This window comes from Parasphingorhabdus sp., from assembly GCF_036568145.1.
Lineage (GTDB): Bacteria > Pseudomonadota > Alphaproteobacteria > Sphingomonadales > Sphingomonadaceae > Parasphingorhabdus.
This window is the reverse complement of sequence record NZ_DATCTC010000027.1, coordinates 17,640-40,327: the sequence shown is the minus strand read 5'-3', so window position 1 is coordinate 40,327 and position 22,688 is coordinate 17,640. Positions and strand designations below refer to the sequence as shown.

26 protein-coding genes and 2 tRNA genes are annotated in these 22,688 nt (G+C 53.0%); 12 read left to right on the top strand and 16 right to left on the bottom strand.

Going from position 1 to position 22,688, the window contains the following annotated elements:
- Together VIN76_RS09480 and VIN76_RS09475 are read left to right on the top strand one after the other, a co-directional pair.
- Positions 1 to 894 (top strand): plasmid partitioning protein RepB C-terminal domain-containing protein, encoded by an 894-nt coding sequence (locus VIN76_RS09480; RefSeq protein WP_332041600.1) that lies wholly within the window; start codon positions 1 to 3, stop codon positions 892 to 894.
- Positions 891 to 1,781, top strand: coding sequence for a plasmid partitioning protein RepB C-terminal domain-containing protein (locus VIN76_RS09475; protein ID WP_332041599.1), 891 nt, complete (start codon positions 891 to 893; stop codon positions 1,779 to 1,781). Before VIN76_RS09480 ends, VIN76_RS09475 begins: the two co-directional genes overlap by 4 nt.
- A 48-nt stretch (positions 1,782 to 1,829) precedes the next feature.
- Here the strand turns inward: VIN76_RS09475 and VIN76_RS09470 are convergent, their stop codons facing one another.
- Complete coding sequence (locus tag VIN76_RS09470; protein ID WP_332041720.1) at positions 1,830 to 2,036, bottom strand: helix-turn-helix transcriptional regulator; 207 nt, start codon at positions 2,034 to 2,036, stop codon at positions 1,830 to 1,832.
- An 81-nt stretch (positions 2,037 to 2,117) separates the two neighbouring features.
- Between VIN76_RS09470 and VIN76_RS09465 the strand changes: the two genes are divergently transcribed.
- Complete coding sequence (locus VIN76_RS09465) at positions 2,118 to 2,906, top strand: hypothetical protein (RefSeq protein ID WP_332041598.1); 789 nt, start codon at positions 2,118 to 2,120, stop codon at positions 2,904 to 2,906.
- A gap of 183 nt (positions 2,907 to 3,089) precedes the next feature.
- Here the strand turns inward: VIN76_RS09465 and VIN76_RS09460 are convergent, their stop codons facing one another.
- On the bottom strand, positions 3,090 to 3,407 hold the full coding sequence (locus VIN76_RS09460; protein WP_332041597.1) for a hypothetical protein: 318 nt from the start codon (positions 3,405 to 3,407) through the stop codon (positions 3,090 to 3,092).
- A 318-nt stretch (positions 3,408 to 3,725) separates the two neighbouring features.
- Between VIN76_RS09460 and VIN76_RS09455 the strand changes: the two genes are divergently transcribed.
- Entirely contained in the window at positions 3,726 to 4,223 is a 498-nt protein-coding gene (locus VIN76_RS09455; RefSeq protein ID WP_332041596.1) for a DUF2280 domain-containing protein, read from the top strand.
- A gap of 7 nt (positions 4,224 to 4,230) precedes the next feature.
- Here VIN76_RS09455 and VIN76_RS09450 read toward each other — a convergent pair whose 3' ends face one another.
- Entirely contained in the window at positions 4,231 to 4,476 is a 246-nt protein-coding gene (locus tag VIN76_RS09450) for a helix-turn-helix transcriptional regulator (RefSeq protein WP_332041595.1), read from the bottom strand.
- Between the two features lie 98 nt (positions 4,477 to 4,574).
- On the opposite strand from VIN76_RS09450, the gene VIN76_RS09445 reads away from it, so the two are divergent.
- Both VIN76_RS09445 and VIN76_RS09440 read left to right on the top strand, forming a co-directional pair.
- The gene (locus tag VIN76_RS09445) at positions 4,575 to 5,465 is read left to right on the top strand and encodes a hypothetical protein (RefSeq protein WP_332041594.1); all 891 of its coding nucleotides are present in this window, start codon (positions 4,575 to 4,577) and stop codon (positions 5,463 to 5,465) included.
- Entirely contained in the window at positions 5,443 to 5,886 is a 444-nt protein-coding gene (locus VIN76_RS09440; protein WP_332041593.1) for a hypothetical protein, read from the top strand. The genes VIN76_RS09445 and VIN76_RS09440 overlap by 23 nt, the downstream gene beginning before the upstream one ends.
- Position 5,887: 1 nt before the next feature.
- On the opposite strand, the gene VIN76_RS09435 is transcribed toward VIN76_RS09440, so the two are convergent.
- From VIN76_RS09435 to dapB, 4 genes are all read right to left on the bottom strand, one after another.
- Positions 5,888 to 6,319, bottom strand: coding sequence for a DUF1810 domain-containing protein (locus VIN76_RS09435; protein WP_332041592.1), 432 nt, complete (start codon positions 6,317 to 6,319; stop codon positions 5,888 to 5,890).
- 307 nt (positions 6,320 to 6,626) lie between these two features.
- A tRNA-Arg gene (locus VIN76_RS09430) sits at positions 6,627 to 6,703 on the bottom strand.
- 233 nt (positions 6,704 to 6,936) lie between these two features.
- Positions 6,937 to 7,575 carry an endonuclease III gene (gene nth / locus VIN76_RS09425; protein ID WP_332041591.1) on the bottom strand — a complete coding sequence of 213 codons (639 nt, stop codon included), beginning with the start codon at positions 7,573 to 7,575 and terminating at the stop codon, positions 6,937 to 6,939.
- 6 nt (positions 7,576 to 7,581) lie between these two features.
- The gene (dapB, locus tag VIN76_RS09420) at positions 7,582 to 8,316 is read right to left on the bottom strand and encodes a 4-hydroxy-tetrahydrodipicolinate reductase (protein WP_332041590.1); all 735 of its coding nucleotides are present in this window, start codon (positions 8,314 to 8,316) and stop codon (positions 7,582 to 7,584) included.
- 52 nt (positions 8,317 to 8,368) lie between these two features.
- Between dapB and VIN76_RS09415 the strand changes: the two genes are divergently transcribed.
- Positions 8,369 to 9,070 carry an NAD-dependent deacylase gene (locus VIN76_RS09415; protein WP_332041589.1) on the top strand — a complete coding sequence of 234 codons (702 nt, stop codon included), beginning with the start codon at positions 8,369 to 8,371 and terminating at the stop codon, positions 9,068 to 9,070.
- Positions 9,071 to 9,091: 21 nt separating this feature from the next.
- On the opposite strand, the gene VIN76_RS09410 is transcribed toward VIN76_RS09415, so the two are convergent.
- From VIN76_RS09410 to VIN76_RS09390, 5 genes are read right to left on the bottom strand one after another with little or no spacing between them, the layout of a single operon-like run.
- Positions 9,092 to 9,874 carry a HesA/MoeB/ThiF family protein gene (locus tag VIN76_RS09410; protein ID WP_332041588.1) on the bottom strand — a complete coding sequence of 261 codons (783 nt, stop codon included), beginning with the start codon at positions 9,872 to 9,874 and terminating at the stop codon, positions 9,092 to 9,094.
- Between the two features lie 24 nt (positions 9,875 to 9,898).
- Complete coding sequence (gene dut, locus VIN76_RS09405; protein WP_332041587.1) at positions 9,899 to 10,345, bottom strand: dUTP diphosphatase; 447 nt, start codon at positions 10,343 to 10,345, stop codon at positions 9,899 to 9,901.
- A 7-nt stretch (positions 10,346 to 10,352) separates the two neighbouring features.
- Positions 10,353 to 11,594, bottom strand: a complete 1,242-nt coding sequence (gene coaBC, locus VIN76_RS09400; protein ID WP_332041586.1) for a bifunctional phosphopantothenoylcysteine decarboxylase/phosphopantothenate--cysteine ligase CoaBC — start codon at positions 11,592 to 11,594, stop codon at positions 10,353 to 10,355.
- A 16-nt stretch (positions 11,595 to 11,610) separates the two neighbouring features.
- Entirely contained in the window at positions 11,611 to 13,167 is a 1,557-nt protein-coding gene (gene ubiB, locus VIN76_RS09395; RefSeq protein ID WP_332041585.1) for a 2-polyprenylphenol 6-hydroxylase, read from the bottom strand.
- A 13-nt stretch (positions 13,168 to 13,180) separates the two neighbouring features.
- Complete coding sequence (locus tag VIN76_RS09390) at positions 13,181 to 13,918, bottom strand: class I SAM-dependent methyltransferase (protein WP_332041584.1); 738 nt, start codon at positions 13,916 to 13,918, stop codon at positions 13,181 to 13,183.
- A 160-nt stretch (positions 13,919 to 14,078) separates the two neighbouring features.
- Between VIN76_RS09390 and mutM the strand changes: the two genes are divergently transcribed.
- Together mutM and rpsT are read left to right on the top strand one after the other, a co-directional pair.
- Positions 14,079 to 14,891, top strand: coding sequence for a bifunctional DNA-formamidopyrimidine glycosylase/DNA-(apurinic or apyrimidinic site) lyase (mutM, locus tag VIN76_RS09385; protein WP_332041583.1), 813 nt, complete (start codon positions 14,079 to 14,081; stop codon positions 14,889 to 14,891).
- 143 nt (positions 14,892 to 15,034) lie between these two features.
- A complete protein-coding gene (gene rpsT, locus VIN76_RS09380; RefSeq protein ID WP_332041582.1) occupies positions 15,035 to 15,298 on the top strand; it encodes a 30S ribosomal protein S20 in 264 nt (87 codons plus the stop codon).
- Positions 15,299 to 15,398: 100 nt separating this feature from the next.
- Here the strand turns inward: rpsT and VIN76_RS09375 are convergent, their stop codons facing one another.
- Complete coding sequence (locus VIN76_RS09375) at positions 15,399 to 16,472, bottom strand: hypothetical protein (protein ID WP_332041581.1); 1,074 nt, start codon at positions 16,470 to 16,472, stop codon at positions 15,399 to 15,401.
- Positions 16,473 to 16,821: 349 nt separating this feature from the next.
- On the opposite strand from VIN76_RS09375, the gene VIN76_RS09370 reads away from it, so the two are divergent.
- Positions 16,822 to 17,484 carry a DUF4136 domain-containing protein gene (locus VIN76_RS09370; protein ID WP_332041580.1) on the top strand — a complete coding sequence of 221 codons (663 nt, stop codon included), beginning with the start codon at positions 16,822 to 16,824 and terminating at the stop codon, positions 17,482 to 17,484.
- A 195-nt stretch (positions 17,485 to 17,679) separates the two neighbouring features.
- On the opposite strand, the gene dnaA is transcribed toward VIN76_RS09370, so the two are convergent.
- Positions 17,680 to 19,146, bottom strand: coding sequence for a chromosomal replication initiator protein DnaA (gene dnaA / locus VIN76_RS09365; protein WP_414696330.1), 1,467 nt, complete (start codon positions 19,144 to 19,146; stop codon positions 17,680 to 17,682).
- 562 nt (positions 19,147 to 19,708) lie between these two features.
- Here dnaA and VIN76_RS09360 point away from each other — a divergent pair.
- Both VIN76_RS09360 and VIN76_RS09355 read left to right on the top strand, forming a co-directional pair.
- Positions 19,709 to 19,784 (top strand) — tRNA-Val (locus VIN76_RS09360).
- Between the two features lie 199 nt (positions 19,785 to 19,983).
- Complete coding sequence (locus VIN76_RS09355; RefSeq protein WP_332041579.1) at positions 19,984 to 20,508, top strand: nuclear transport factor 2 family protein; 525 nt, start codon at positions 19,984 to 19,986, stop codon at positions 20,506 to 20,508.
- Between the two features lie 34 nt (positions 20,509 to 20,542).
- On the opposite strand, the gene VIN76_RS09350 is transcribed toward VIN76_RS09355, so the two are convergent.
- Together VIN76_RS09350 and VIN76_RS09345 are read right to left on the bottom strand one after the other, a co-directional pair.
- Entirely contained in the window at positions 20,543 to 21,913 is a 1,371-nt protein-coding gene (locus tag VIN76_RS09350) for an aromatic ring-hydroxylating dioxygenase subunit alpha (RefSeq protein WP_332041578.1), read from the bottom strand.
- A gap of 9 nt (positions 21,914 to 21,922) precedes the next feature.
- A complete protein-coding gene (locus VIN76_RS09345) occupies positions 21,923 to 22,453 on the bottom strand; it encodes a nuclear transport factor 2 family protein (RefSeq protein WP_332041577.1) in 531 nt (176 codons plus the stop codon).
- Positions 22,454 to 22,688: the final 235 nt, after the last annotated feature.

The following is a 22,688-nucleotide window of genomic DNA, read 5'->3' as shown; positions in this document are numbered from 1 at the left end:
ATGGCTGAACCGGCGCAAAAAGTGGAAATGATCCCCATTGATAGTATCGATGTAATCAATCCGCGCGTTCGCAATAAAAAGATATTCAAAGCAATCGTTGAAAACATAGCAAACGTGGGATTGAAACGACCAATTACGGTTACGCGCCGAAAAGACACAGATGGTGCAAAATATGAACTGGTATGCGGCCAAGGGCGGCTTGAGGCTTTCAAACTGCTTGAACAGGAAAAAGTGCCTGCTTTGGTTGTAATGGCTGATCGAGAAGATTGCCTTGTGGCCAGTCTCGTGGAAAATTGTGCTCGGCGACATCACCAAGCTGTCGATTTACTCAGTGACATAGTGGGTATGCGTGAACGCGGTAATTCAGATGCGGAGATTGCCGCAAAAACTGGATTGTCCCACTCCTACGTAATAGCCATTTCCCGACTGTTTGAAAAAGGGGAGCGGCGTTTAATTAAAGCTGTAGAGGCTGGCTATTTGCCAATTAGCGTTGCCTTGGAAATATGTGAAGCTGATGATCAGGGCGTGCAGGCCGCACTGCACAAGGCATATGATGAAAAGTTGCTGCGAGGCCGCGACCTCATCGCTGCTCGCCGACTGGTTGAAGTGCGGCAACGGTCTGGGAAAAAAGGCAGCCCGAGACATATATCGAGCAACTCGACCATGTCGCCACAAAAACTCATAAAGGCGTTTCAGGAGGACACCGAACGTAAGCGCATTATGATCAAGCGCACCGAGGCCACGCGCAATCGCATGGTATTTATCACAGAAGCATTAAGACAATTGACCAGTGACGAATCGTTCACGGCACTTTTGGAAGACGAAGGATTGTCAACTCTACCTAGCCGATTGGCTGAAAAGATCAAAAATATCCGGGAGCCAAGTGGAAGATGAGCCGTGGCCCTGAAAGGGAAATACGCCTGGCCTTTGAAAGAGTCAGTCAACGTATTGCGTTCAGTGATATCGATCCGCTTCGATCAGTCCCTTTGGCTATCAAAAAATCCAGAAAATACGGGCAAATAGTTTCCTCGATTGAAGAAGTTGGCATTATTGAGCCACCCGTAGTGGCACGGAAGAAAGGAAATCCAGAACGCTATCTGCTACTTGATGGTCACTTGCGGATCGAAGCATTGAAAGAACGCGGCGAAACCGAAGTGGTGTGTCTGGTGGCTACCGAAGACGAAGCGATCACATATAATAAGAATCTTAGCCGGATCGCTCCTATTCAGGAACACCGTATGATTCTGAATGCTGTGAAAAAAGGCGCGTCGGAGGAACGCTTAGCAAAAGCGCTTAACGTCAACATTGCAAGTATCCGAAATCGGCGGCAATTGCTGAACGGAATTTGTGATGAAGTCGCCACCTTACTTCAAGACTATATGATACCGTTTAACACGTTCAAGGAATTGAAGCGATTGCGTCCCCTACGACAAATCGCTGCGGCAGAAAACATGATCGCAATGAACCGGTTTTCTAAACCATATGCTCAAACGCTTGTAGCATCCTCATCGCAATCAGAACTGATAAGTAGTGAGCAAAAGAAAGTAAGCAATCTAAGCGCCAAACAAATGGAACATATGGAGCGTGAAGCCGCGAACATCGACCGGGAATTTAAATTGATTGAGCAAGGATATGGGGCCGATCATCTCGATTTAGTTCTGGCGACCGGTTATCTTTGTCGTTTGGTAGAAAATGTGCGTGTTGTCCGATATTTGGCTTCGCATCATCCTGAACTATTAGCTGAATTTCAGAAGATTATCGAACTCCGGGAAGCAAACTAATAGACGCATATCCATACCATCCGTCGGTTAAGCGAGACCAGGCAGACACTAATTTACCAGCAATTCGGCTGGATCGATGTTCAGTTCATTTGCCAGCCTCTCCAAAACATCGATTGTGACACCATATTTGCAATGCTCGATTGAGCTAATATAGGTTCGATCAAGATCAGCGCGATGTGCCAATTCCTCTTGCGACATGCCGAGTTCCTTGCGTCGCTGTCTTAGATTCCGCGCAAAGATTTCCCGAATGGCCATGTTGAGTATAAGCAACACTTGCACATCATTTCACCACCGAGTATTCTCTACAAATGAAGTGTAATAGATTGATTTTCTGTTGTGAGTGATGGTGATGCAAGCCGCTTTCCGATCACCGCTCATGATTTGGAGCATGTGCTTGTATTGCTATGGGCTGAAATTAACTCCGAAGATTCCGATAATCGCGAAGCTCTAAAAGTTATAGTCAATGATTTAGAAAGCTTACCCAGCAAAGAACCCCGAAGCTTTACGTTAACTTTCATACATCAGTTTTTCGCTGAATCAGTATGGGCATCGCTCGATTCCTACGAAGGCTACCTAGTCTTTGAAGCCGGAACACATATTTACGAGCCCGGTGTCGGCGGAGATACCTATACAGACAAATTGTTCGAATGCTCATCTGTCGGCGAAGCAAAAGGTAATTTGAGTGATTGGTTGCTTGCTTTAGAACAGATGGAGCAGTCGGAACTCAAAATTCAATTGGAATGCGAAGAATTGGATTTTGACGAAGAGGTAGTAGCGATGCAAAATGATGAAAACTTTGAGGAAAGAGCTAACCGCGTTCAAAATGATCACTACGCCCAAAAGGCACTCATGATTGCGGTAGCCTTATATGGCTGGCAACTGCACGGTTGGGCGGTCGGCTTAGCTGTGTATATAGGATTATTCGTAATTATTCTCATTTCTAATACCGTTGTGATGCAGCGCTCACCCGCAGAGCATATTGGGCGCAATCTGCGTATAAGTCGCTGGGGGTGGGTCATCGCGGGGGGAACAGTGCTGGCTATTTCAGGAGCATCCTTCGAAGAAGCAAACCAGAACGGCGCGCAGAATGCCACGGATTCATTCAAAGAAGCACTAGCCGATTAGTCTGTTTATCCTGTTGGATTCGGTAGGACGGCCTGGGACGAACGGCGACCAATATTATTTTCAGGCGCAGGTGACAGGCTTTAGGATTAATGTGAGCTCGCTCGACCAGATCAGCACCGCTAGCATCACGCAGGAGCGGACCACCTACTCTACCGGTCTCGGCGTGGTGACAGTGCCCGGGCCCTAACGCCAGAACTGCCCGCTTGAATATATCGGACGGTGATAGAATGGTTCGTCTTGGAGACGTGGCTCGGGTTTCGCAATGAAGCTCTGAACCTCCGGATCATCGTCAAAAATCGCAAAACCATTGCGCCTGAGCGCGCGTTCTGCATCACCTGCATCTGAGAATTCCATGCGGTCGAAGATATCGCTAGTGTCCCCAAAGAAGACGATTTGGACGCCTTCATCATGAGATAAGATCACCGCCCAGTTGTGCTGGACCATTTCAACGACTTTAAACCAAAAGCTGCTGCTTTCAACATTCAAGAATTTGCCTGTCATGCACTCCCCCATTTCACCGAACTATCGTGCCCTTTGCGATTATCAATTTGTGATCAGAGCCCCAGCGTCTTTGTCGCGCACATGAACGTGTGAAGCAAGGGACAGTGTAGCATAAGAATGAAGTATCATTGAAGAGTCTTACTAGGACTCATCCAACAGTCTTATAAGACTCCACAAAGAGTGTTGATATGCCTCTTCGAACATAGCGCACACCGCCCTTGCGGTGTTATCCAGCCGTCATTTTGCTTACAATGGGAGGTCAATGGTGTTAGCCTTAGGCCACGAAGGCAAGCTCAAAGTGAGATAAACGAGCACATTATGGCTAACTTGCCGGAAGAACTTAAACATGAAATCATTCTGAAACTGGCCCGTTATGAGGGTTACAGCAATATCGCGCGGTCTATTAGCACTGAATATGATGTGGCAGTGACCCGCTTTCAGGTGCGCAGCTATGATCCGACCAAGCCTACATTCGCTGCTGGCGATAAATGGCGTGCTATATTCACTCGCGAAAGGCATAAATATATCACCGATACCAGCGATATCCCGATCTCTCATCAGGCTTATCGCTTGAACCTACTACAACGGATGCTGGATAAAGCGATGGAGGCAAGAAATTTCGTTCTGGCTTGCAAGATTGTGGAGCAAGCCGCGAAGGAAGTCGGTGGAGCTCTGACCAAAGATCGGACAGAAACTTTGCATGATGAGCGCGTAGCAAGCTATCTTTCCATGACGCCTGAGGAGCGGCGTGAGCAAGTTACCAATATATTCCGAACAGCACTAAATGCTGATAATGAGAAGAAGACTGAGCATTAGCCGAGCGTTAAAGTCCGGCATCTTGCATGAGTTTCGAAGGGCTGGTTCCCAAAGCATTGGCGATACGCACAATATTCAAAAACGAGACATTGCGTTCGCCACGCTCGATTTTTCCCATATGGGATCGTTCTATACCCGCTGCATCGGCAAACGCTTCCTGTGACAAACCAATAACGGTTCTCTTCGCGCGGACTTCAGCGCCCAGCCGAACCAAAAGGTCATCCTTGTCTGTTTTTTTGGAAACCCGCACCATGGTTATTGTGGTCGGGTTTTTGTTGCAATCACTCCACGGTATTTACGACCCATACTTATAATGATATGCGTTAAGGAGACATAGAGGGGCGGGGGCCAATGATCAGAAAAATATATGCGCTAGCTATTAGCGTATTAGCATTAGGAATGAGTCCTGCGCCAGCGCATGCAGATGCACTTTCGGCTGGAATTAAGGCTGTGGCAAAAGGCGACATTGTTAAGGCTGTCAAAAAGTTCAATAAATCCAAGAAGCCCGAAGCCATATTCCAACTGGCTCTATTAGCTGAAGCAGGAATGCTGAAGGATTGTGATCGGGTTTATTGTGCTGCGCAGTGGTTCAATCGCGCGGGCAATGCCGGTTATATTCCAGGTTTTACCCATCTAGCGATCCTGAATTTGAATAACGGCTTTAAGGAAATTGGCATTACGCAATTCCAGTGGGCCGCGCGGTGGAACGAACCTCTGGCGCGTGATTTGTTAGGCCAGATGAAAGAAAATGTGCCAGAACCGGATCTTTACGAACAGGCCATTAGGCAGCAGCGCCAACAGCAACTTGCTATTCAGGAACGTCAATTACAGGCCCAAGGCCAAATGGCCCATATGCTGGGTTATTTGATAGGCTGTGGATTCGACAGTGCGTGCATCGCTCAACAACAAGCTGCAGCGACTTCAACCTATCCACACCCAGCGCAACGTCCTGTGCAAAACTATTCCGATAATGGACAGAACTCCTATTCAGGCTCCGATGTGCAGATGTGCCCTGATGGCTCCTACGTAGCGGGTGGATGTCGAATGGCCCCGGATGGCAGTTATGTTGGTGGTCAGCCTCAAATGGCACCAAATGGTTCATATGTAACCGGAAACCCGCAAATGGCACCAGATGGTTCATATGTCGGCGGCAACGGACCGGTGATCATGTGTCCGGATGGTAGTTATGTTTCTGGAACCAGGTGTCATCTGACACCAAATGGCACCTATGTCGGTAAATAGGGCGTTCAGGCTCCGACTGTTTTGTGGTCTTTTGTTGGCTGTCGGCCTGATAATTGCGGTTGCTAACAAGCAGCAGGCATCGGCTTCAGAAATGATCGGTTGGAAAGTGATCTATGTCCAGAGTGATTCCGATAGTGTGGTTTGTTACGATCCAGAGATTGATAACGATGCTCAGGAGATTATCTGCTACGGTATGGCTGCGAAACCAGACCCGTTTGATCTGGCGATAACCATTGTTGGTAGTTTGACGTTGGTATTTAGCACGCTCATAATCTGGGTGTTCAGTGTAAATAAGCTGAAAAAGCAGTCAGGTGTGATATTCAATCAAAATGAAGCTAGCTACCTGTTGTTGGGATTGTCGGTCCTCAGTTACGGCATGGTTGCCGCCGCGTTTATTGACAGTTGGTGGGCGAGAATCTGATTTATGCTTCAAGCAAACTTAAAGTCTTAGTATCACGCTCACCATTGAAGAATGCCGACAGAACTTCGGCAAAAATAAATGACTGATCCTGTATCGCATCAAATAGCGTCATACATGATTGGAGTTTTATCGTATCCAGACGGCCCAGAATTTCACAGGCCGGTTTAGTTGAGTGCGCCAATATTGTTGTTGTGCAGGAGATTAAGCGGGGACCAAGGGTCTGATGTTCCAGATATGCAGTGGCCTCCTCGCTTCCCGATATCGCATAATAACGTGACCTTGCGCTGTTACCAAGTCCCATAACTTGGGGAAAGATAAACCACATCCAGTGTGTTCGTTTGCGTCCAGAGCGCAATTCGTGCAGCGCCTGTTCGTAAATGCTGGTCTGTGCGGTCACGAACCGCACCAGATTTAATTTATCAACTAAGGTCATATACGGCAGGCTGTCGCATATCCCTGTTATTTTACCAAGGGAGACGATTGGTAATCTCTAGTAACCATGCTTCCCCTCCTCGGTCTATCGTTCTGGGTTGCGATATGAGCTCATAGGAGATTCGGATCGTGACAACCGTTGGCGGTAATGTATCCAAAATGAGCACTATTGGAAAGGAGGTGGAGATAGCGATGACACGATTGTGAGAGGCAATCACATCAGATTAATCGTCTAACAAAACTCACACCTAGTTTTCCATACTCATTCCATACGCAATGAGTGAATTAATGATAAGTCATTGAAAACATGGTGCACCCGACAGGATTCGAACCTGTGACCTCTGCCTTCGGAGGGCAGCGCTCTATCCAGCTGAGCTACGGGTGCCGGTGCATGTTTGCTGTAAAAGCGCTTAGCAGCGGGGGTGGCGGTTTGCCAATCACTAATTTGGGGCTACCATTATTTTGCCAGATAGGAATTTAGAGGCTGGACGCTGGAATTAGCTATCGGGCTTTTCAACCTTGGTCTTTTTAATCTTTTGAAACTAGCCAAGTCCGCACGCCGTGCCGGGTTGGATGCTACCGCCTGTGTTACTCAGGATCCAGATAAAAGGGCACGGATCAAGGAGCAGGCGTTTTCTTTTTATATCGGCATAGGTCCGCCACCGGGCATCGCCAGCATTCGGGTTTCCTCGCCTTGCAGATATAGCGCCCGTGCAGGATCAGCCAGTGATGGGCATGAACACGGAACGGAGCGGGTGTTTGCTTCTCCAGCTTTTTTTCAACCTCCAGAACCGTCTTTCCGGGGGCCAGACCAGTGCGGTTGCCGACGCGGAATATATGGGTATCGACCGCGAAAGTCTCCGCTCCAAAAGCGCAGTTCATCACGACATTGGCTGTTTTCCGGCCCACTCCGGGAAGTTTGGTCAGTTCGTCACGGTCGGCGGGGACTTCTCCTTCATAGTCGGCAATCAACTTTTCGGATAAAGCGATGACGTTTTTTGCCTTGGTGTTGAACAGGCCGATGGTCTTGATATGCTCTTTCAAGCCATCAACACCCAGTTCCACCATCTGCTGCGGTGTTTTTACGATTTCAAACAGCGACTTTGTGGCCTTGTTGACACCAATGTCCGTGGACTGCGCGGATAGAGCGACGGCAACGACAAGTTGATAGACATTGCCATAGTTCAGCTCGGTTTCCGGTGAGGGATTGTCCTCGGCAAGCCGGGAATAAAACTCGAAAATATCGTCTTTTTTCATGTAGTTTTATTTCAGGCCAAGCATATCGGCCATATCATAGCGTCCCGGTTTCTGCTTCATCAACCATAAGGCGGCCTTGATCGCTCCGCGTGCAAAAATCATCCGGTTTTCAGCGCGGTGGCCCAATTCTATGCGCTCTTCATCGGTAGCCAAGATGACCTGATGATCCCCGGCAACCGATCCTCCGCGCAAGGAAGCAAAGCCGATTGCGCCCCTGGCACGGGCACCGGTCTGGCCATCACGGCCACGTTCGCTATGCTCGTCCAGATTGATCCCGCGCCCCTCGGCGGCGGCTTCACCCAACAGTATGGCCGTGCCGGATGGGGCGTCCACCTTGTGCCGGTGGTGCATTTCGACAATCTCGATATCCCAGTCATCGCCCAGCCGGGATGCGGCCTCTTTCACCAGCGCCGCCAGCATGTTGACGCCAAGGGAAGTATTGCCGGTTTGCAGGACCGCTATGGTTGATGCTGCGTCATCAATGGATAAATGATGCGCGGGTTCAAGGCCGGTTGTCCCGATTAGAATGGGTTTTCCGGCCTTGGCACAAAGCTCCATGCGTTTCCCCAAGCCCGCTGGCGAAGAAAAATCGACCAGCACATCGCTGTGGGAGAGCAGTTCTTCCAGATCATCATCCTGATCTACACCGCCTGCATGGTCCAGTTCGTCCCGCTCGCCAATCGCGTTGACAAGGGCATGACCCATGCGGCCCTTGCTGCCAATAATCCCGATTGATGTCATAATATGATTCCCATAGACTTGCATTTTTTATTGGAAGCTGCTGGCATAGCGTATGCGTGAAATAAACAATATAGTGATCTTGACCGGCGCGGGAATAAGCGCGGAAAGCGGTCTCGCCACTTTTCGCGGGCCGGACGGTCTGTGGGAAGGCCACAGGGTCGAGGATGTCGCGACTCCGGAAGCGTTTCAGCGCGATCCGGAACTGGTGCTGAAATTCTATGACGAGCGGCGCGCCAAATTACAGACGGTCGAGCCCAATGCCGCGCACAAGGCGCTGGCACAGCTGGACGCGGCATGGGGCGGCGATTTGCTGCTGGTGACGCAAAATGTCGATGATCTGCACGACCGCGCAGGGTCGTCGCGGCTTGTCCATATGCATGGCGATCTTTTGAACGGTCTATGTCTTTCCTGTGGCCAGCGATCAGTGATTACGGATGATTTTTCCAACCGTCCGGCCTGTTCCCACTGCGGAGAGCGCACGCTCCGGCCGGATATCGTATGGTTCGGGGAAATGCCATATCATATGGACCAGATCGAGCTGGCACTGGCGCGGTGCGACCTGTTCGTGTCCATCGGCACATCGGGTGCAGTCTATCCGGCAGCGGGCTTTGTGCAAACGGCGCGGCATTACGGAGCACGGGCGCTGGAGATGAATCTCGATCCTTCGGACGGTAGTCTTTTATTCCATGAAAGCCGGATGGGTAAGGCGGGGGATCTGGTCCCGTCGTGGGTCGAGACTCTATTGTCCTATTGAACAGACGCGGTGGGGAAAGACTCAGCCGCCCGCCAGCGGGCCGCAGCTTTTACATTCAGGATCTTTGGGCAGGTTGATACTACGCATAGAGGGGCGCAGGCCATCGAACAGTTGCAACTTTCCGGCTGGATCATCGCCAAAGCCGGTGATGACGCGAATGGCTTCCATCGCGGCAAAGCTTCCCATCAGGCCGACCATCGCGCCCAGCACGCCGACTTCTGAACAATTGTCGCAATCATCGGGGTCCAGCGCGTCGCCGACAAAGCATCGGTAGCAGGGCTTGTCATCCTCCCACCCGCGAAAAATGCCAAGCTGTCCCTGAAACTGGCCGATGGCCGCGGATACCAGCGGGACGCGGTGGGCGAGGGAAAAATCCGATACCAATAGCCGGGTCTGATAATTGTCGGAGCCATCCAATATGGCATCAAATTGCCCGAAAAATGTTGCTGCATCATCAGAGAATTGCTGCGCGTTAAGTCGCTGATTAACTGTATTTATAATGACATCCGGGTTAATCGCCTGTGCCGCTTTTTTTGCGACCTCTACCTTGGGCTTGCCGATGTCATTCACGGTGAATAGAATCTGGCGCTGAAGGTTGGACAAGGACACAACGTCATCATCAATGATGGTGAGCGCACCGATTCCGGCTGCCGCAAGATACTGGATAGCCGGACAGCCTATGCCGCCTGCTCCGATAATAAGGATATGGGCATCCAGAATCTTTTTCTGGCCAATACCGCCAATGTCTCTCAGCACGATCTGGCGGGCATATCGGTCAAGCTGCTCGTCGGTTAATATGCTCATGTTTTGGCCAGACCAGTCCTGTGCTTATATGCCTGTGGAGCCGAAGCCGCCGGAACCGCGGGCGGTTTCGTTCAGGTCCGCGACTTCGACCAGCTTCCCGCGCTGCACCGGAGATACCACGATCTGGGCAATCCGGTCGCCGCGTTCGATGACAAAATCCTCATCCCCCAGATTGGCGAGGATCACTTTAATCTCTCCGCGATAGTCGCTGTCGATGGTGCCGGGCGTATTGAGTACGGATATTCCCTGTTTCAGGGCCAGCCCAGAGCGGGGGCGCACTTGCACTTCATAACCTTCGGGAATGGCAAAGGCAAAGCCGGTGCCGACAAGGCCGCGTTTGCCAGCCGCAATATTGGCGGCTTCGGCTGCGCGAACGTCCATGCCCGCCGATCCCGGTGTTTCATAGGAAGGTAGGGGCAGGTCACCCGCTGTTTCCAGCCGTTTTACGGCTATCTCAATCGGTTCAAACATTCGTCCCTCAAATTTCTTCGATAATTTTTGCGACCAGCCGCCGGGCGACTTCCGGTTTGGGAAGGCGCTTCCATATCTCGGTGCTGTCTGCGGTGACAATCTGCACGCTATTTTCCGCGCCGCCCATGACATCGCCGGATACGTCATTCGCAACGATCCAGTCACAGCCTTTCTTGGCGAGTTTTGCGCGGGCGTGCTCTTCAACCTTTTCCGTCTCGGCAGCAAAGCCGATCAGCAGGCCGGGGCGCTGTTCATGGGTGCCAAGACTTGCCAATATATCGGGATTCTCGACCATTTTTAACGGGGCTGGCGCGCCGCCTTTTTCTTTCTTTATCTTTTGCTCCGCGCGTATGTCTGCGCGCCAATCGGCGACCGCCGCGACCATGACTGCAACGTCAGCGGGCAGGGCGTCATATACTGCGGCCTCCATTTCCAGTGCTGTCTCGACATCCACGCGCACCACGCCGGAGGGTGTCGGCAGGTTTACCGGCCCGGCGACCAAGGTGACCCGAGCCCCTGCTTCGGCTGCGGCGGCCGCAATGGCAAAGCCCTGCTGGCCAGAGGAGCGGTTGGCGATATAGCGCACCGGATCAATCGGCTCGCGTGTTGGGCCAGCGGTGACAAGGACATGTTTGCCATGCAGCGGCCGATGCTGGTCGCCAGCAAAAGCGGGTTGCCCGTCAAGCAGATTTGCTCCCGCACTGCTTTTGCAAATCTGGTCCATTATCTCTGCCATTATTGCAGGTGGCTCCGGCAAACGGCCGGGACCATATTCGCCGCAAGCCATGTCGCCTTCATCCGGCTCCATGACGATGATGCCGTCTCGGCGGAGCTGTTCAACATTTCGCCGGGTCGCCGGATGATCCCACATGCGGACATTCATCGCTGGCGCGGCGAGCACCCTTGTATCGGTTGCCAACAATAATGTCGTCGCCAGATCATCGGCGATGCCGCCCGCCATTTTGGCAATCAGATTTGCCGTCGTTGGACAGACCACGACCAAGTCCGCTTCACGAGAGAGCTGGATATGCCCCATCTCCGTCTCGTCTTTCAGCGACCAAAGGGTCGTGTGGACCTCATTTTCCGACAAAGCGGCTAGAGTCATCGGCGTGACAAATTGCGCCCCCGAATCGGTCAGCACACAGCGCACCGTCATCCCCGCCTTTATAATCAGGCGGATCAGTTCGGACGCTTTATATGCGGCAATGCCGCCACCGATGATTAACAGGATATGTTTGGGCTTGGTCATATCAGTTTGGCTCATTTCAGCTAACTACCATCCAGACCGCCCCTGCGCCAGCCGCCGCCGCGACCAGTGCGGTCCCGGCATAGCGCCAAAAGCCGCCGCCCTTGGCGCGCCCGCGTCTTTCCCATAACAGCTCGATATCGGCTATGGGGGGCGGGGGCGGCGCGCCGCCCTTGCGCGGTAATTGCTGGTCGAGCCGCCGGATAATATCGGGCAGCATCAGCAAGGTGTCGAGATCGGTGTTGATCCGGTCGGCAATCGCGGCCTCTGGCCCCAGCTCGTCACGGATCCAGTTTTTGACATAGGGACCGCTAGTGTCCCACATGTTGATTTCGGGGTTAAGGTCGGTGGCAATGCCTTCGACCATCACCATGGTTTTTTGCAGTAGCAACAAATGCGGCTGGGTTTCCATGTCGAAATCGCGGGTAATGGCGAACAGGCCGTCGAGCATGTCCCCGACGGAAAGCTCGCTTACCGGCTTGCCGCGCATGGGTTCCCCGACTGCACGCAGGGCAGTGGCGAAATCTTCCAGGCTGTGATGCTCTGGCACATATTGCGCTTCAAAATGGATTTCAGCGACCCTGCGGTAATTGCCCGTGGTCAGGCCATATAGAATTTCCGCTAACCAGAAGCGTGCCTTTTTGTTGATCCGCCCCATGATGCCAAAGTCGATCGCGACGATCGTGCCGTCCGGCTTCACAAACAGATTGCCCTGGTGCATGTCGGCGTGGAAGTAGCCAGCCTCGATAGCCTGTTTCAAAAAGCTGTGGACCAGTCGGTTGGCAATATCGTTCAGGTCATGGCCCGCAGCGATCAGCTCATCGCGGCGCGAAATCTTGATCCCGTCGACCCAGTCGAGCGTCAGGACCCGGCCCGATGTCCGGTCCCAGTCAATGTCTGGCACTTCGAAGAGTTCCACATTGGCAACATGCTCTGCGAGTTCGGAGGCGGAGGCAGCTTCGCGGCGCAGGTCAAGCTCGCGCATTGTCCATCGGCGGAAATTGGCGATGACCAGTTGGGGCCTTAGCCGCTTTGCCTCTCCGCCCATCGCTTCAAGATGGGCCGCCGCCCATTCATAGGTTTCAATATCGGCGGCGAATTTCTTGATAATGCCGGGGCGTAGCACTTTGACGGCTACGTCGCGCCCTTCAATGGTGGTGGCGCGGTGGACCTGCGCAATGGAAGCCGCGCCCACAGGGTCGGGGTCAATATAGCTGTAAAGTGTGTCCAGCGGCTTGCCGAGGCTGGCCTCTATTTCGTTCCTGATGCTCTCGAATGATACAGGAGGCAGGTTGTCCTGCAAATGCAAAAGGTCTTTTGCCGCTTCCTCGCCAATAATATCGGGCCGGGTTGCCAGTGTCTGGCCCAGTTTGATGGCGGCAGGGCCAATGGCCTGTAGCGCGGCGGAATAATTCGGTTTCTTGGGCTGGAACGTGCCAAGGCGCGCAATCCGGAACAGGCGGCGGACAGGCGCAGGCGTTGCCTTATGCTTTTCCATGTCCCGCAACGCACCATGTTTGGCAAGCGTGCGGCCCCATTTGAGCAGACGAAAAATATGGGTGAAAGATGATGTCATACCGGCTGTATACTCAGACTTTCCAGCCGCTATGTATAGCGACCAGCCCGCCCATCATCGGCTCGACCTTCGTCTGGGAAAAACCGGCATTCTCGATCATCGCGCGAAATGTTTCCATCGGCGGAAAACGGTCGATGGATTCGGCAAGATAGCGATAGCTGTCCTCGTCACCGGCAACGGCTTTGCCGATTTTGGGGAGCAGGCGGTGCGAATAGAAATTATATGCCTTGTCAAAGCCGGGCCACAGGGTTTTGGAAAATTCCATGCAATAAAACCGCCCGCCATAGCGCAATACGCGGTAAGCCTCGGCCAGTGCTTTTTCGATATGGGTGACATTGCGGATGCCAAACACAATCGTATAGGCATCGAAATGGGCGTCGGGGAAGTTCAGTTCTTCGGCGTTTTGCTCGCTCCAGACCAGCCGCCCTTCGCCCATTTTAATGGCGCGGTCCAGCCCTGCCGACAGCATGTCGGGGTTGATATCGGCCACCGTGATATTGGCTCCGCTATCGACCATGCGAAAGGCGATATCGCCGGTGCCGCCGGCCATGTCGAGGATTTCCTCCCCTTCGCGCGGCTTGACCCGGCGGACGAAGCGATTCTTCCACAATCGGTGCGTGCCCGCGCTCATCGCATCGTTCATCACATCATATTTGCTGGCGACGCTTGAAAAAACCTGGCCGACCCGGCCAACTTTTTCATCTTCATCCACTTCCTCATATCCGAAGGAGACTGTTTTGGTTCCGGTCATATATTGGTTGCTCACGCCCTTGGAATTATCCGCTCCTATCTATATGGAGCGGGTTTTCAGCGACAAGCATTAGACGACGCTTGGCGGCACTGCAATCACCCTATGGCGGCTGCACGGGATAAAGCGGCATTGGGTGATCTTGCGCAACATTGGGAGCATCATGCCAGAATTACCGGAAGTTGAAACAACAGTGGCGGGTTTACGACCGGTGCTGGAGGGCAAAAGGCTGACACTGGTCGAGCCGCGCCGCGCCGATTTGCGCCGCCCGATTCCGGTTGACCTGCGCCAGCGCATGACCGGCGCGCGGGTCACACAGGTCACCCGGCGCGCGAAATACGGGCTGATTGAGACGGACCGGGGCGATGTGATGATTTTCCATCTTGGCATGTCGGGCCGCTGGCGGATTGATCCGGGCGAGCTGGAAAAGCACGATCATCTGCTATTGGAAACAGAGGAAAACCGCCGGCTGGTCCTGAACGATCCGCGCCGCTTTGGCTCGCTCGACCTGGTCCGGCTGGATGATCTGGACAGCTTTCCCGCCTTTGCAGCAATGGGTCCGGAGCCTTTGGGGGATGCATTTAACGGAGCTTATCTGAAAAACGCGACAAAGGGCCGAAGGGCACCGGTCAAGCAATTGCTGCTGGATCAGCATGTGGTGGCGGGACTCGGTAATATCTATGTCTGTGAGGCGCTCTATATGGCCGGGATCGATCCGCGCCGGATGGGCGGCGGGATTTCAAGGCCGCGCTATGACAGGCTGGTATCCGCGATCAAAAAGGTTCTGGAATCGGCCATTGCTGCCGGGGGATCGTCTTTGCGCGATTTTGTGAAGCCTGATGGCGAGCTTGGTTATTTCTCAAAGCAATGGCTGGTCTATGGGCGTGAGGGAGAAAAATGTGCCTGCGGTGCGCCGATAATGCGTAAAGTGGATAGCGGCAGATCCACATTTTACTGCGAAAAATGCCAGAGCTGACGAAGCGGGCTATCAATAAAGCGCGGGGCAGGTGGAATCCAAGGTTGACGGGAATCACCAACAGAGCTAATGACCGCCGACTTAAGCCGGTGTTACTTCTGTGATATACGGCTATTCAGCATTTCAGTTTTTGAGGAAAATTCATGGCTAATACGCCGCAAGCAAAGAAACGTATCCGTCGTAACGCAAGCCGCACGGCCATTAACAAGAACCGTGTCAGCCGGATTCGCACGAAGATCAAATCGGTTGAAGCGGCTCTGGAAGCGGGCGATAAAGCGGCTGCAACCACGGCTCTTGCTGATGTTCAGCCGGAACTGGCGCGCGGTGTTGCTCGCGGTGTGTTCCACAAAAACACGGCCTCACGGAAATTCAGCCGCCTGACAAAACGGCTCGCTGCCCTCGGTTAAGCGATAAGCTGTATGATTCTGGCCAGTGCCGGGATCAGATAAAAGAATCACCCGCCCGGTTTCTGGCGGGTTTTCTTTTGCCCGAATCAGACAGATAGAATCAAACCATCATTAATCCGCTGCGGCGAATCATGGCGAAATAGCCGACCATTGCTGCAGTTGCATCGTCGCTCAATTCAATGAAGATGCGGCGACCGTCCCGTTCATCGGCCCTGCGGATGAATATCCGTTCCTCTGTCATGGTTTTTATCCAGCGCAGCGCGGTTGTCGGCGGCACGCTGGCTGCGATGCACAGACTGGATACGGCGACCTCTATGCCCTCCAGCCGCGCCGCCATGAGGTCGAGGAGCATATCCCATGCCGGATCGGCAAACAGTTCGGCATCAAAATATTGATCGCGCAGCCGCCGCGCCTTGATAAGCCCGCGCACCTCGTCAGCAGTTACCGGGCGGGACGGACTATCGCTTTGCGGGGTAATGTCGATAGGCTTCCCGATCCGCATATTATCCAGCGACGGCATTGCTATGTAGCCGGCAGAAGGATCATGGAGCTGCGAGCCGCTATCAGGCTCCTGAAACGGATTGGCGATAAGTGGCCTGTCCATGCCCGCATGCTCTGGCCCCGATAGCTTCACCAGCGCCCTTGCTATACGTTCCACATCAGCGGATATTTTCTTGAGGTCGGTCAGGTCGATTTCATCGCGGTCCGCGAACATGGTGCCCGCATACTGCCGGGTTCTATGTTCCAAAGCGACGTATAGTTCGGCGATATTGTCGCTGAGCAGATGTTCGACATGCTCATAGGTGACTGCGCCCAAAACAGCGTCGAGCAGATCCAGATCGGTCCGGATCAACAAGGGCAGGCCAGACGTTTCGCAATATTGTTCGGCCGTTCTGAGCGCCGCTTGCCGGTCCTCATTCCATTCGCTCACCTGAACGATAACGGCTGCGACATTCATCCGCTGCGACAGGTCATCGCTTTTGAAATTCATGTTCAGCAAGGCGCAGCGACCGCCCAGCAATTCAATGGCATGGCTATAAAGCGCGCGCAGGTGGCTATCGTCTGAAACCAGTAATATCTGGCCGCCCCACATGTCGCCCGCCGCCAATTCATTCATATCGGTAACACTTTCTTCCAAAATCTCAGCTTCAAACATATCGGGGGCTTCCAGCATTTTGAACATTCTTTCCAAATAATATCAAACACTAACGGTGAGTTCGGCCAATGGTTAGTTTGCAAAGTGGATGGAAGTCGAACAGATCATGGTCCTTTCCGGAGGCAATATGGCGCGCAGCCATTCCTGCCGGAAAAGACCGTAAGGGATAAGGTTTTGTTTTAAGGGCTTTATGGTGTATTATTGGTAAAATGGCGCCAGATAGACCGTCAAAAAATGAACATCCGAAACGGATGAACCAAGACGAACTGCCTTGATTTGTCGTTCAATGGTGGTTCAGCATGAATATATTATTATATTTATAGATGCCGGATAGTTAGTCCGGTGTGCATATGGTGAAGGAATGAACATGACAATGCCCCAGCTTAAAGCTCCAAAGAACATAAAATTGACGCTATTGGCGCCGCTTGCTGTTCTTGCGCTTGGTGCATGTGCGACGCCTTTCCGGGCTGATGTGCAGCGCTTTCAGGCTCTGCCAGTCCCGCAGGGGCAAAGCTTTGCAGTGGTTTCATCCGATCCTGAGCTGGCTGGCGGGATAGAATTCGGCCAATATGCCGATCTGGTTGAGCAGCAGATGGTTGATCTGGGCTATGCGCTTAGCGAAGATCCTGCTGGCGCAGAATTGATTGTCAGCATGGAGTATGACATCGATAATGGCCGGGAAAAGGTCGTTACCGATTATGATCCTTTCTATAGGCCGGGCTTTTACGGGCAGGGCTATTATAGTCGCTACCGTTATCTTAATGGCTATTACGATCCGTTCCTGTTCGGTGGTTATGGCTTCAATGGCTATGGCGGAGTACGCAGCTTTACGGTTTACACCGCGCAACTGGACATGAAGATTGAGCGGGCCGCCGATGGCGAGCGCCTTTTCGAAGGGACGGCAGAAGCCAAGTCGCGGTCGAAGAACCTGACCTACCTGGTGCCAAACCTGGTGGAAGCGATGTTTACCAATTTCCCCGGAAACAGCGGCGAGCGGGTCAGAATCTCGGTTGCTCCCGAGAAGAAATGAGGACTGGGGCACAACGGACATCTGGCCCCGTCCTAACCAATCACCGTCATTCCCGCCTGCGCGGGAATGACGATTTTTGAACTTGGCGATGAGCCTTGTTAGGCAAATATCCCGATCAGTTAACTAAGTGACCGTTAGTGGTGAGCCTGTCGAACCCACGTTTCTAATCAGCGGTCTGAGCTGAAAACTGTGGGATCAACTCTCAAGCTGGCGCAGCAGCATCCGGACGTCATTGTCCATTTCCGTATCCTCGCCGCGTAATTGCTCGACCAGCTTCACGGCATGGATGACGGTGCTGTGATCCCGGCCACCGAATTTCCGGCCAATTTCGGGATAGCTTCGCGGGGTCATCACCTTGGCCAGATACATTGCCACCTGACGGGGACGGGCAACCGCGCGGGCGCGGCGTTTTGACGACATCTCGTTACGGTCAAGCCGGTAATATTCGCACACGGTGCGCTGGATTTCGTCAATCGTGATCCGGCGACGACAGGCGCTTAATATATCGGACAATTGTTCTTCGGCCAGCTCCTTGGTGATCGGGCGTCCGGTAAGCTGCGAATAGGCGAGCAGCTTGTTGAGGCCGCCCTCCAGTTCGCGCAGGTTGCGGCTGATGGTGCGGGCCAGAAATTCGACCACATCTTCTGGCACGTCCTGATGCGGCATGCTTGCAAGGCGGTGCTGCAATATATCGCGGCGCAGTTCCAGCCCGGCCGATTGAATATCGGCAACCAGCCCCATCGACAGCCGTGACAAAAGCCGCTGGTCAACCCCGTCCAAAGCCTGCGGCGGACGGTCTGCGGCAACGACTACGCGCTTTCCGCGGCTGATAAGCGAATCAACTGTATGGAGAAATTCTTCCTGCGTGGAGTTTTTGCCGACGATGAATTGAATATCATCAATCATCAAAAGGTCCGCATCGCGCAGGGATGCTTTGAACTCCATGGCCTCGTTACGGCGCATGGCCGATACAAATTCGATCATGAAGCGTTCCGCCGACATATAGATGACCCGTGCGTCCGGAAATTCGGCGCGGTAAGCATGGCCAATGGCGTGCATCAAATGGGTCTTGCCCTGACCGGTGGAGGATTGCAGATATAGCGGGCTGAACAGCGGCTTTTCCGGAGAGGCCATGCGCTGCGACGCGTTGAGCGCCAGCACATTGCTATGCCCGGCAATAAATTCGTCAAAGGTCATGCGCGGATCAAGATCCAGCCGGAACTTCCCGCAAGGCGCGTCCGAGGTTTCGTGCAGAGGGACGGCGTTGTTCTTCTTCACCTGTGCGATTCGGGCGCTACCGGCCTTTGCTGTGAAGGTTATTTTTTTAACGGCGTCATAATGGGCCTTCCACGCGAGCAGCAGGCGCTCGGCATAGCGGTCGCGCACCCAGTTGGCGGCAAATTCCGATGGCAGAACGACTTGCAGTTCGCCGCTGGCCGAATCGAATCGGGACAATTTGATCGGTTTGATCCACTGGCCAAAAATCTGGGCACCCAGATCGCGGCGCAGTCCGGCACATATTACATGCCATGTATCCGCCAGACGGGTTTCAACCTCATCCTGGTTTTCAGGCTTTTGGGTCGCCAGATTGGCGGCCACGTTAATTGCTGCTTCTATGGCGTGTTTCTCGCCAACCTCATCTGAACCTTGAGCCACTAACATCCCCCGAATTACCTCATATCAGCGGCAATGCAAAAGCGCATTCCCGAACCATAGTTTCCCGCATTCCCGTCTGATCCCCAGCCAAAGGGATCAATGGGCATAGAAATCCAAAGCCGGAAACCAGTTCCCAACGATGCTATTTCCAATGTCACAGAGGCCAGGAAATTGCATCCGTGGCCACCAACCGTTGCCTGTAGATAAGCCCCCCCGAGTGAGTCGAGCAAGGCTGCGGATGTAAAAAAAATGAAATAATTAGATTGACACGGCAACATGCGAGAAATGCGCACTAACCTATTACTATATTGAAAAATAAAGAAAAAATCCTGTGGATAAACAGGTATAGGCATCGAATCGCGGAGCTTCCGTTATTTCAAGGCCAGAGCAAAACATGTCACAAAAACGTAGTCAAAGACGGGAAGAGGAGAGAGCAAAAACTGTTCCGGCGTAGCGACTCCGTGCTGGTCCGATTCACAGATTTTGCAAACTCCGTGCGGAAAGTTGCTTGCCAAAGCCGTCATGATTTGGCAATGGCCCCGAACGCTTCATGGCACGACCCATAGAAGGGCGATTAGCTCAGTTGGTAGAGCGCTTCGTTTACACCGAAGATGTCGGCGGTTCGAGCCCGTCATCGCCCACCATTTTTTGGGATCAAAGCCGTCCGGGGGACGAGCGACCCAAATTCCGCCAGAGTGCAATGTCCCAGAATAGTGGGGCACCGAATTCACACTAAGAAATCACTATCATTTTAGAGAAAAGCTAAGTCATTCGCATGGCCTCTATGCTTGGCCATTATCGGAACAGAAACGAACAAGGTTCCGGGACAAGCAGGAGAGTTTCATGGAAAAAGCGCTACAGGATTGTATCGACAAACAGGCTATTTATGACGTTCTGGTCCGTTATTCCCACGGCGTTGACCGCTGTGATCTGGAAATGCTCAAATCCGCATATTGGCCGGACGGGACCGATGACCATGGCACGTTTTCCGGCAATGCCATGGAGTTTTGCGAGACGTTGATACCGGCCCTTAAAGCGATGCATTCCACCATGCACAATATCGGAAGCCACCTGATCGAATTGCGCGGTGATGAAGCAAAGGTGCAAAGCTATTGCGTGGCCTATCACCAGCTCCCGGCCCCGGACGGGAATGGCGACATAGAAATGGTGGTCGGCGGCCGCTATCTTGACCGCATGACCAGGCGCGGCGACGAATGGCGCATCATGGAACGGGTCTATGTGATGGACTGGAACCGCAATGGCCCATCCACAGCGCGCTGGGACGGCGACCTATATGGCAGGCTAAAGACCCGGGGCAGCCGTTTTCCCGAAGATCCCTATTACGGGTTCTTTCCGGCCGGGAAATAATCCCCGGCCGTTCGGCCTGTTTAACCCGGCCTGTTCAGGCAGACAGATATTTGTCCAGCGTCTGGCGAACCTGACGGATGCGGACTTCCTGATAATTGCCCAGCGTTTGCCCCTTTTTGCGGCTGGCCTTGATACCTTTGGTCAGGCGGGCAAGGTTGCTTGTGTCCTGATCGTAAATATGACCAAGCCGCGGGCTCATCCCTTCAACCTCTGTATAGGATGTTTCGATGCCGATCTTTACCGGCTCGGGCGCTTTGGGCGGGGTGGTGCCTTCGGGCGTCAGTGACAGGAACATAAGGTCGAATATGGATTGATCGACATTGTCCCCGTCCGGCCGGAAACGATATACCATCGGCAGGCTGATGCCGGGGAAAATCATGAAATTGGGGAAACAATGATATTCGATCGAATCGATCATTTCGCTGGTCGAAACTCCGGACAGATCAACGCCCATTTCTTTTCCCAGGGTGGAGCGCAAATGCTCTGAAAACACGCGCCGCGCCGTATCGCCTTCCTCAAGCGTGAGGCCCAGATCATCGCCGCCAAGGGCTTTTAGAATCTCTGCTTCTGATCCTTCCCCTTTCAAATGCGGGCTGCGCGTTCCGATGGTATGGACAAAGCGGCTGATATGATCGCCCCAGATATCATATTGGGCATTGGCATCCCCCGCGCTCGCCAGTCCCTGTGGATGGGTGGCCAGCACATGATAGGCTTCCAGAAAGGCCTCCTGCGCCATTTTCCAGTTCGCGGGCAGTGTTTTCTGGATATGCAAGACCAGATGGCGATTCTGCATCGGCCAGTCGGCAAATTGCCGGGGCAGAACATCCAGATAATCCATCAGCGGCGGCGCACTGGAAGAAAAATTGACGAAGACAAAGCCGCCCCAGCTATCCACCGCGATTTCATCAAGCGCATATTCCGCATTATCGACATGCGGGAAATCCCACGCGCACGGGATGCTCATCAACTTGCCGTCCGTTCCCCAGGTCCAGCCATGGAACGGGCAGCGTATGACTTTCAGGGAATCGCTTGTGCCGTTTTCCTGCAACTGCATTCCGCGATGTTTGCAGCTATTGATAAACGCTTTGATCGACCCGTCATTTTGCCGGATGATCAGGGCCGAATAATCGCCTACGTCAAAGACATGGCTGTCTTTCGGATTTGGGATATGTTCCTCGCGGCACGCAAACAGCCATGTTTCGGGCCACATTTTATCCATTTCAAGCCTATGGACTTCCTCGCTATAATAAGCCGCATAATCCACATCCTCGTCGCCCAGGTAGCGATAGCTTTCCTCGGTAATGACACCGGGGGCCTTGTGATCGTCTTTCAGGATGATGTCGCGGGTTGAAGGTCCTTCGCAGCGCGCTGTGCCGGGGGCGCTTTTTGTCTGGATAGTGGCCATATCAAACTCCTATAATGTTCTCAGAACGTCTCTTTTGGATGACAGGTCGTCAGCTGCGCGTGCGCCGCGCAAGGCATTGGGTGTGGATTGGAACCAGTCGTCGCTCGCCGGATGCGACCAGCAGGCATCGTTGAGCTCGCTGCGATGCGCTATTTTCCAGCAGCCATCGCGCTTTTCATAGCGGTCGACATAGCGGCCGATGACAACGAAATCCATTTCCGCGCCATCTTCAATGGTCCGGTGATAGGCCTGAAAATAGATTTCCCCGAAAGCGACATCGCCTTCGACATCGATACTGGCCTGACCCAGCATGTGATGATTGGCTTTATGACCGGCGAGCGCCTGCATCGCAAATTGGACAAACGCGTCCGGACCACCCTGAAAAAATCCGCGATCATCCGTGGCATCATCATGATAGACACTGCGAACCAGATCAGCATCCAGCCGGTCAAGCCCGCGCATATAAGTGGAGGACAGCGCAAAGATCTCCTCTTTGTCGAGCAACTCCTGAAGCTTCTCTTGCACAGAACGGATCGCCATACGCTTCTCTCCACATCATTATATTTTTTCAAGAGGATGGCGCATAAAGCCGGTGACGTTAATCACCGAAAGTGACAGTGGGGCATGAAGCGGATATTTCTGAACGGCGAATGGATCGATGCGGGTAGCCGGATATTATTATGGCGGGCCTGAAGTCACCTTCACTCCTCACCGTCATCCTAAATCGTCACCCTGAACTTGTTTCAGGGTCCATCGTGACCCAAATACTGCCGTT

Coding starts and splice junctions, on each gene's coding strand:
- VIN76_RS09480 (WP_332041600.1), top strand. CDS start 1: ATGGCTGAACCGGCGCAAAAAGTGGAAATGATCCCCATTGATAGTATC.
- rpsT (WP_332041582.1), top strand. CDS start 15,035: ATGGCTAATACGCCGCAAGCAAAGAAACGTATCCGTCGTAACGCAAGC.
- VIN76_RS09410 (WP_332041588.1), bottom strand. CDS start 9,874: ATGAGCATATTAACCGACGAGCAGCTTGACCGATATGCCCGCCAGATC.
- ubiB (WP_332041585.1), bottom strand. CDS start 13,167: ATGACATCATCTTTCACCCATATTTTTCGTCTGCTCAAATGGGGCCGC.
- VIN76_RS09455 (WP_332041596.1), top strand. CDS start 3,726: ATGGCTAACTTGCCGGAAGAACTTAAACATGAAATCATTCTGAAACTG.
- dnaA (WP_414696330.1), bottom strand. CDS start 19,146: ATGTTAGTGGCTCAAGGTTCAGATGAGGTTGGCGAGAAACACGCCATA.
- nth (WP_332041591.1), bottom strand. CDS start 7,575: ATGAAAAAAGACGATATTTTCGAGTTTTATTCCCGGCTTGCCGAGGAC.
- VIN76_RS09370 (WP_332041580.1), top strand. CDS start 16,822: ATGACAATGCCCCAGCTTAAAGCTCCAAAGAACATAAAATTGACGCTA.
- VIN76_RS09440 (WP_332041593.1), top strand. CDS start 5,443: ATGGCACCTATGTCGGTAAATAGGGCGTTCAGGCTCCGACTGTTTTGT.
- mutM (WP_332041583.1), top strand. CDS start 14,079: ATGCCAGAATTACCGGAAGTTGAAACAACAGTGGCGGGTTTACGACCG.
- VIN76_RS09450 (WP_332041595.1), bottom strand. CDS start 4,476: ATGGTGCGGGTTTCCAAAAAAACAGACAAGGATGACCTTTTGGTTCGG.
- VIN76_RS09470 (WP_332041720.1), bottom strand. CDS start 2,036: ATGGCCATTCGGGAAATCTTTGCGCGGAATCTAAGACAGCGACGCAAG.
- VIN76_RS09475 (WP_332041599.1), top strand. CDS start 891: ATGAGCCGTGGCCCTGAAAGGGAAATACGCCTGGCCTTTGAAAGAGTC.
- VIN76_RS09415 (WP_332041589.1), top strand. CDS start 8,369: ATGCGTGAAATAAACAATATAGTGATCTTGACCGGCGCGGGAATAAGC.
- VIN76_RS09375 (WP_332041581.1), bottom strand. CDS start 16,472: ATGCTGGAAGCCCCCGATATGTTTGAAGCTGAGATTTTGGAAGAAAGT.
- VIN76_RS09355 (WP_332041579.1), top strand. CDS start 19,984: ATGGAAAAAGCGCTACAGGATTGTATCGACAAACAGGCTATTTATGAC.
- dapB (WP_332041590.1), bottom strand. CDS start 8,316: ATGACATCAATCGGGATTATTGGCAGCAAGGGCCGCATGGGTCATGCC.
- VIN76_RS09460 (WP_332041597.1), bottom strand. CDS start 3,407: ATGACAGGCAAATTCTTGAATGTTGAAAGCAGCAGCTTTTGGTTTAAA.
- dut (WP_332041587.1), bottom strand. CDS start 10,345: ATGTTTGAACCGATTGAGATAGCCGTAAAACGGCTGGAAACAGCGGGT.
- VIN76_RS09350 (WP_332041578.1), bottom strand. CDS start 21,913: ATGGCCACTATCCAGACAAAAAGCGCCCCCGGCACAGCGCGCTGCGAA.
- VIN76_RS09345 (WP_332041577.1), bottom strand. CDS start 22,453: ATGGCGATCCGTTCTGTGCAAGAGAAGCTTCAGGAGTTGCTCGACAAA.
- VIN76_RS09390 (WP_332041584.1), bottom strand. CDS start 13,918: ATGACCGGAACCAAAACAGTCTCCTTCGGATATGAGGAAGTGGATGAA.
- coaBC (WP_332041586.1), bottom strand. CDS start 11,594: ATGACCAAGCCCAAACATATCCTGTTAATCATCGGTGGCGGCATTGCC.
- VIN76_RS09445 (WP_332041594.1), top strand. CDS start 4,575: ATGATCAGAAAAATATATGCGCTAGCTATTAGCGTATTAGCATTAGGA.
- VIN76_RS09435 (WP_332041592.1), bottom strand. CDS start 6,319: ATGACCTTAGTTGATAAATTAAATCTGGTGCGGTTCGTGACCGCACAG.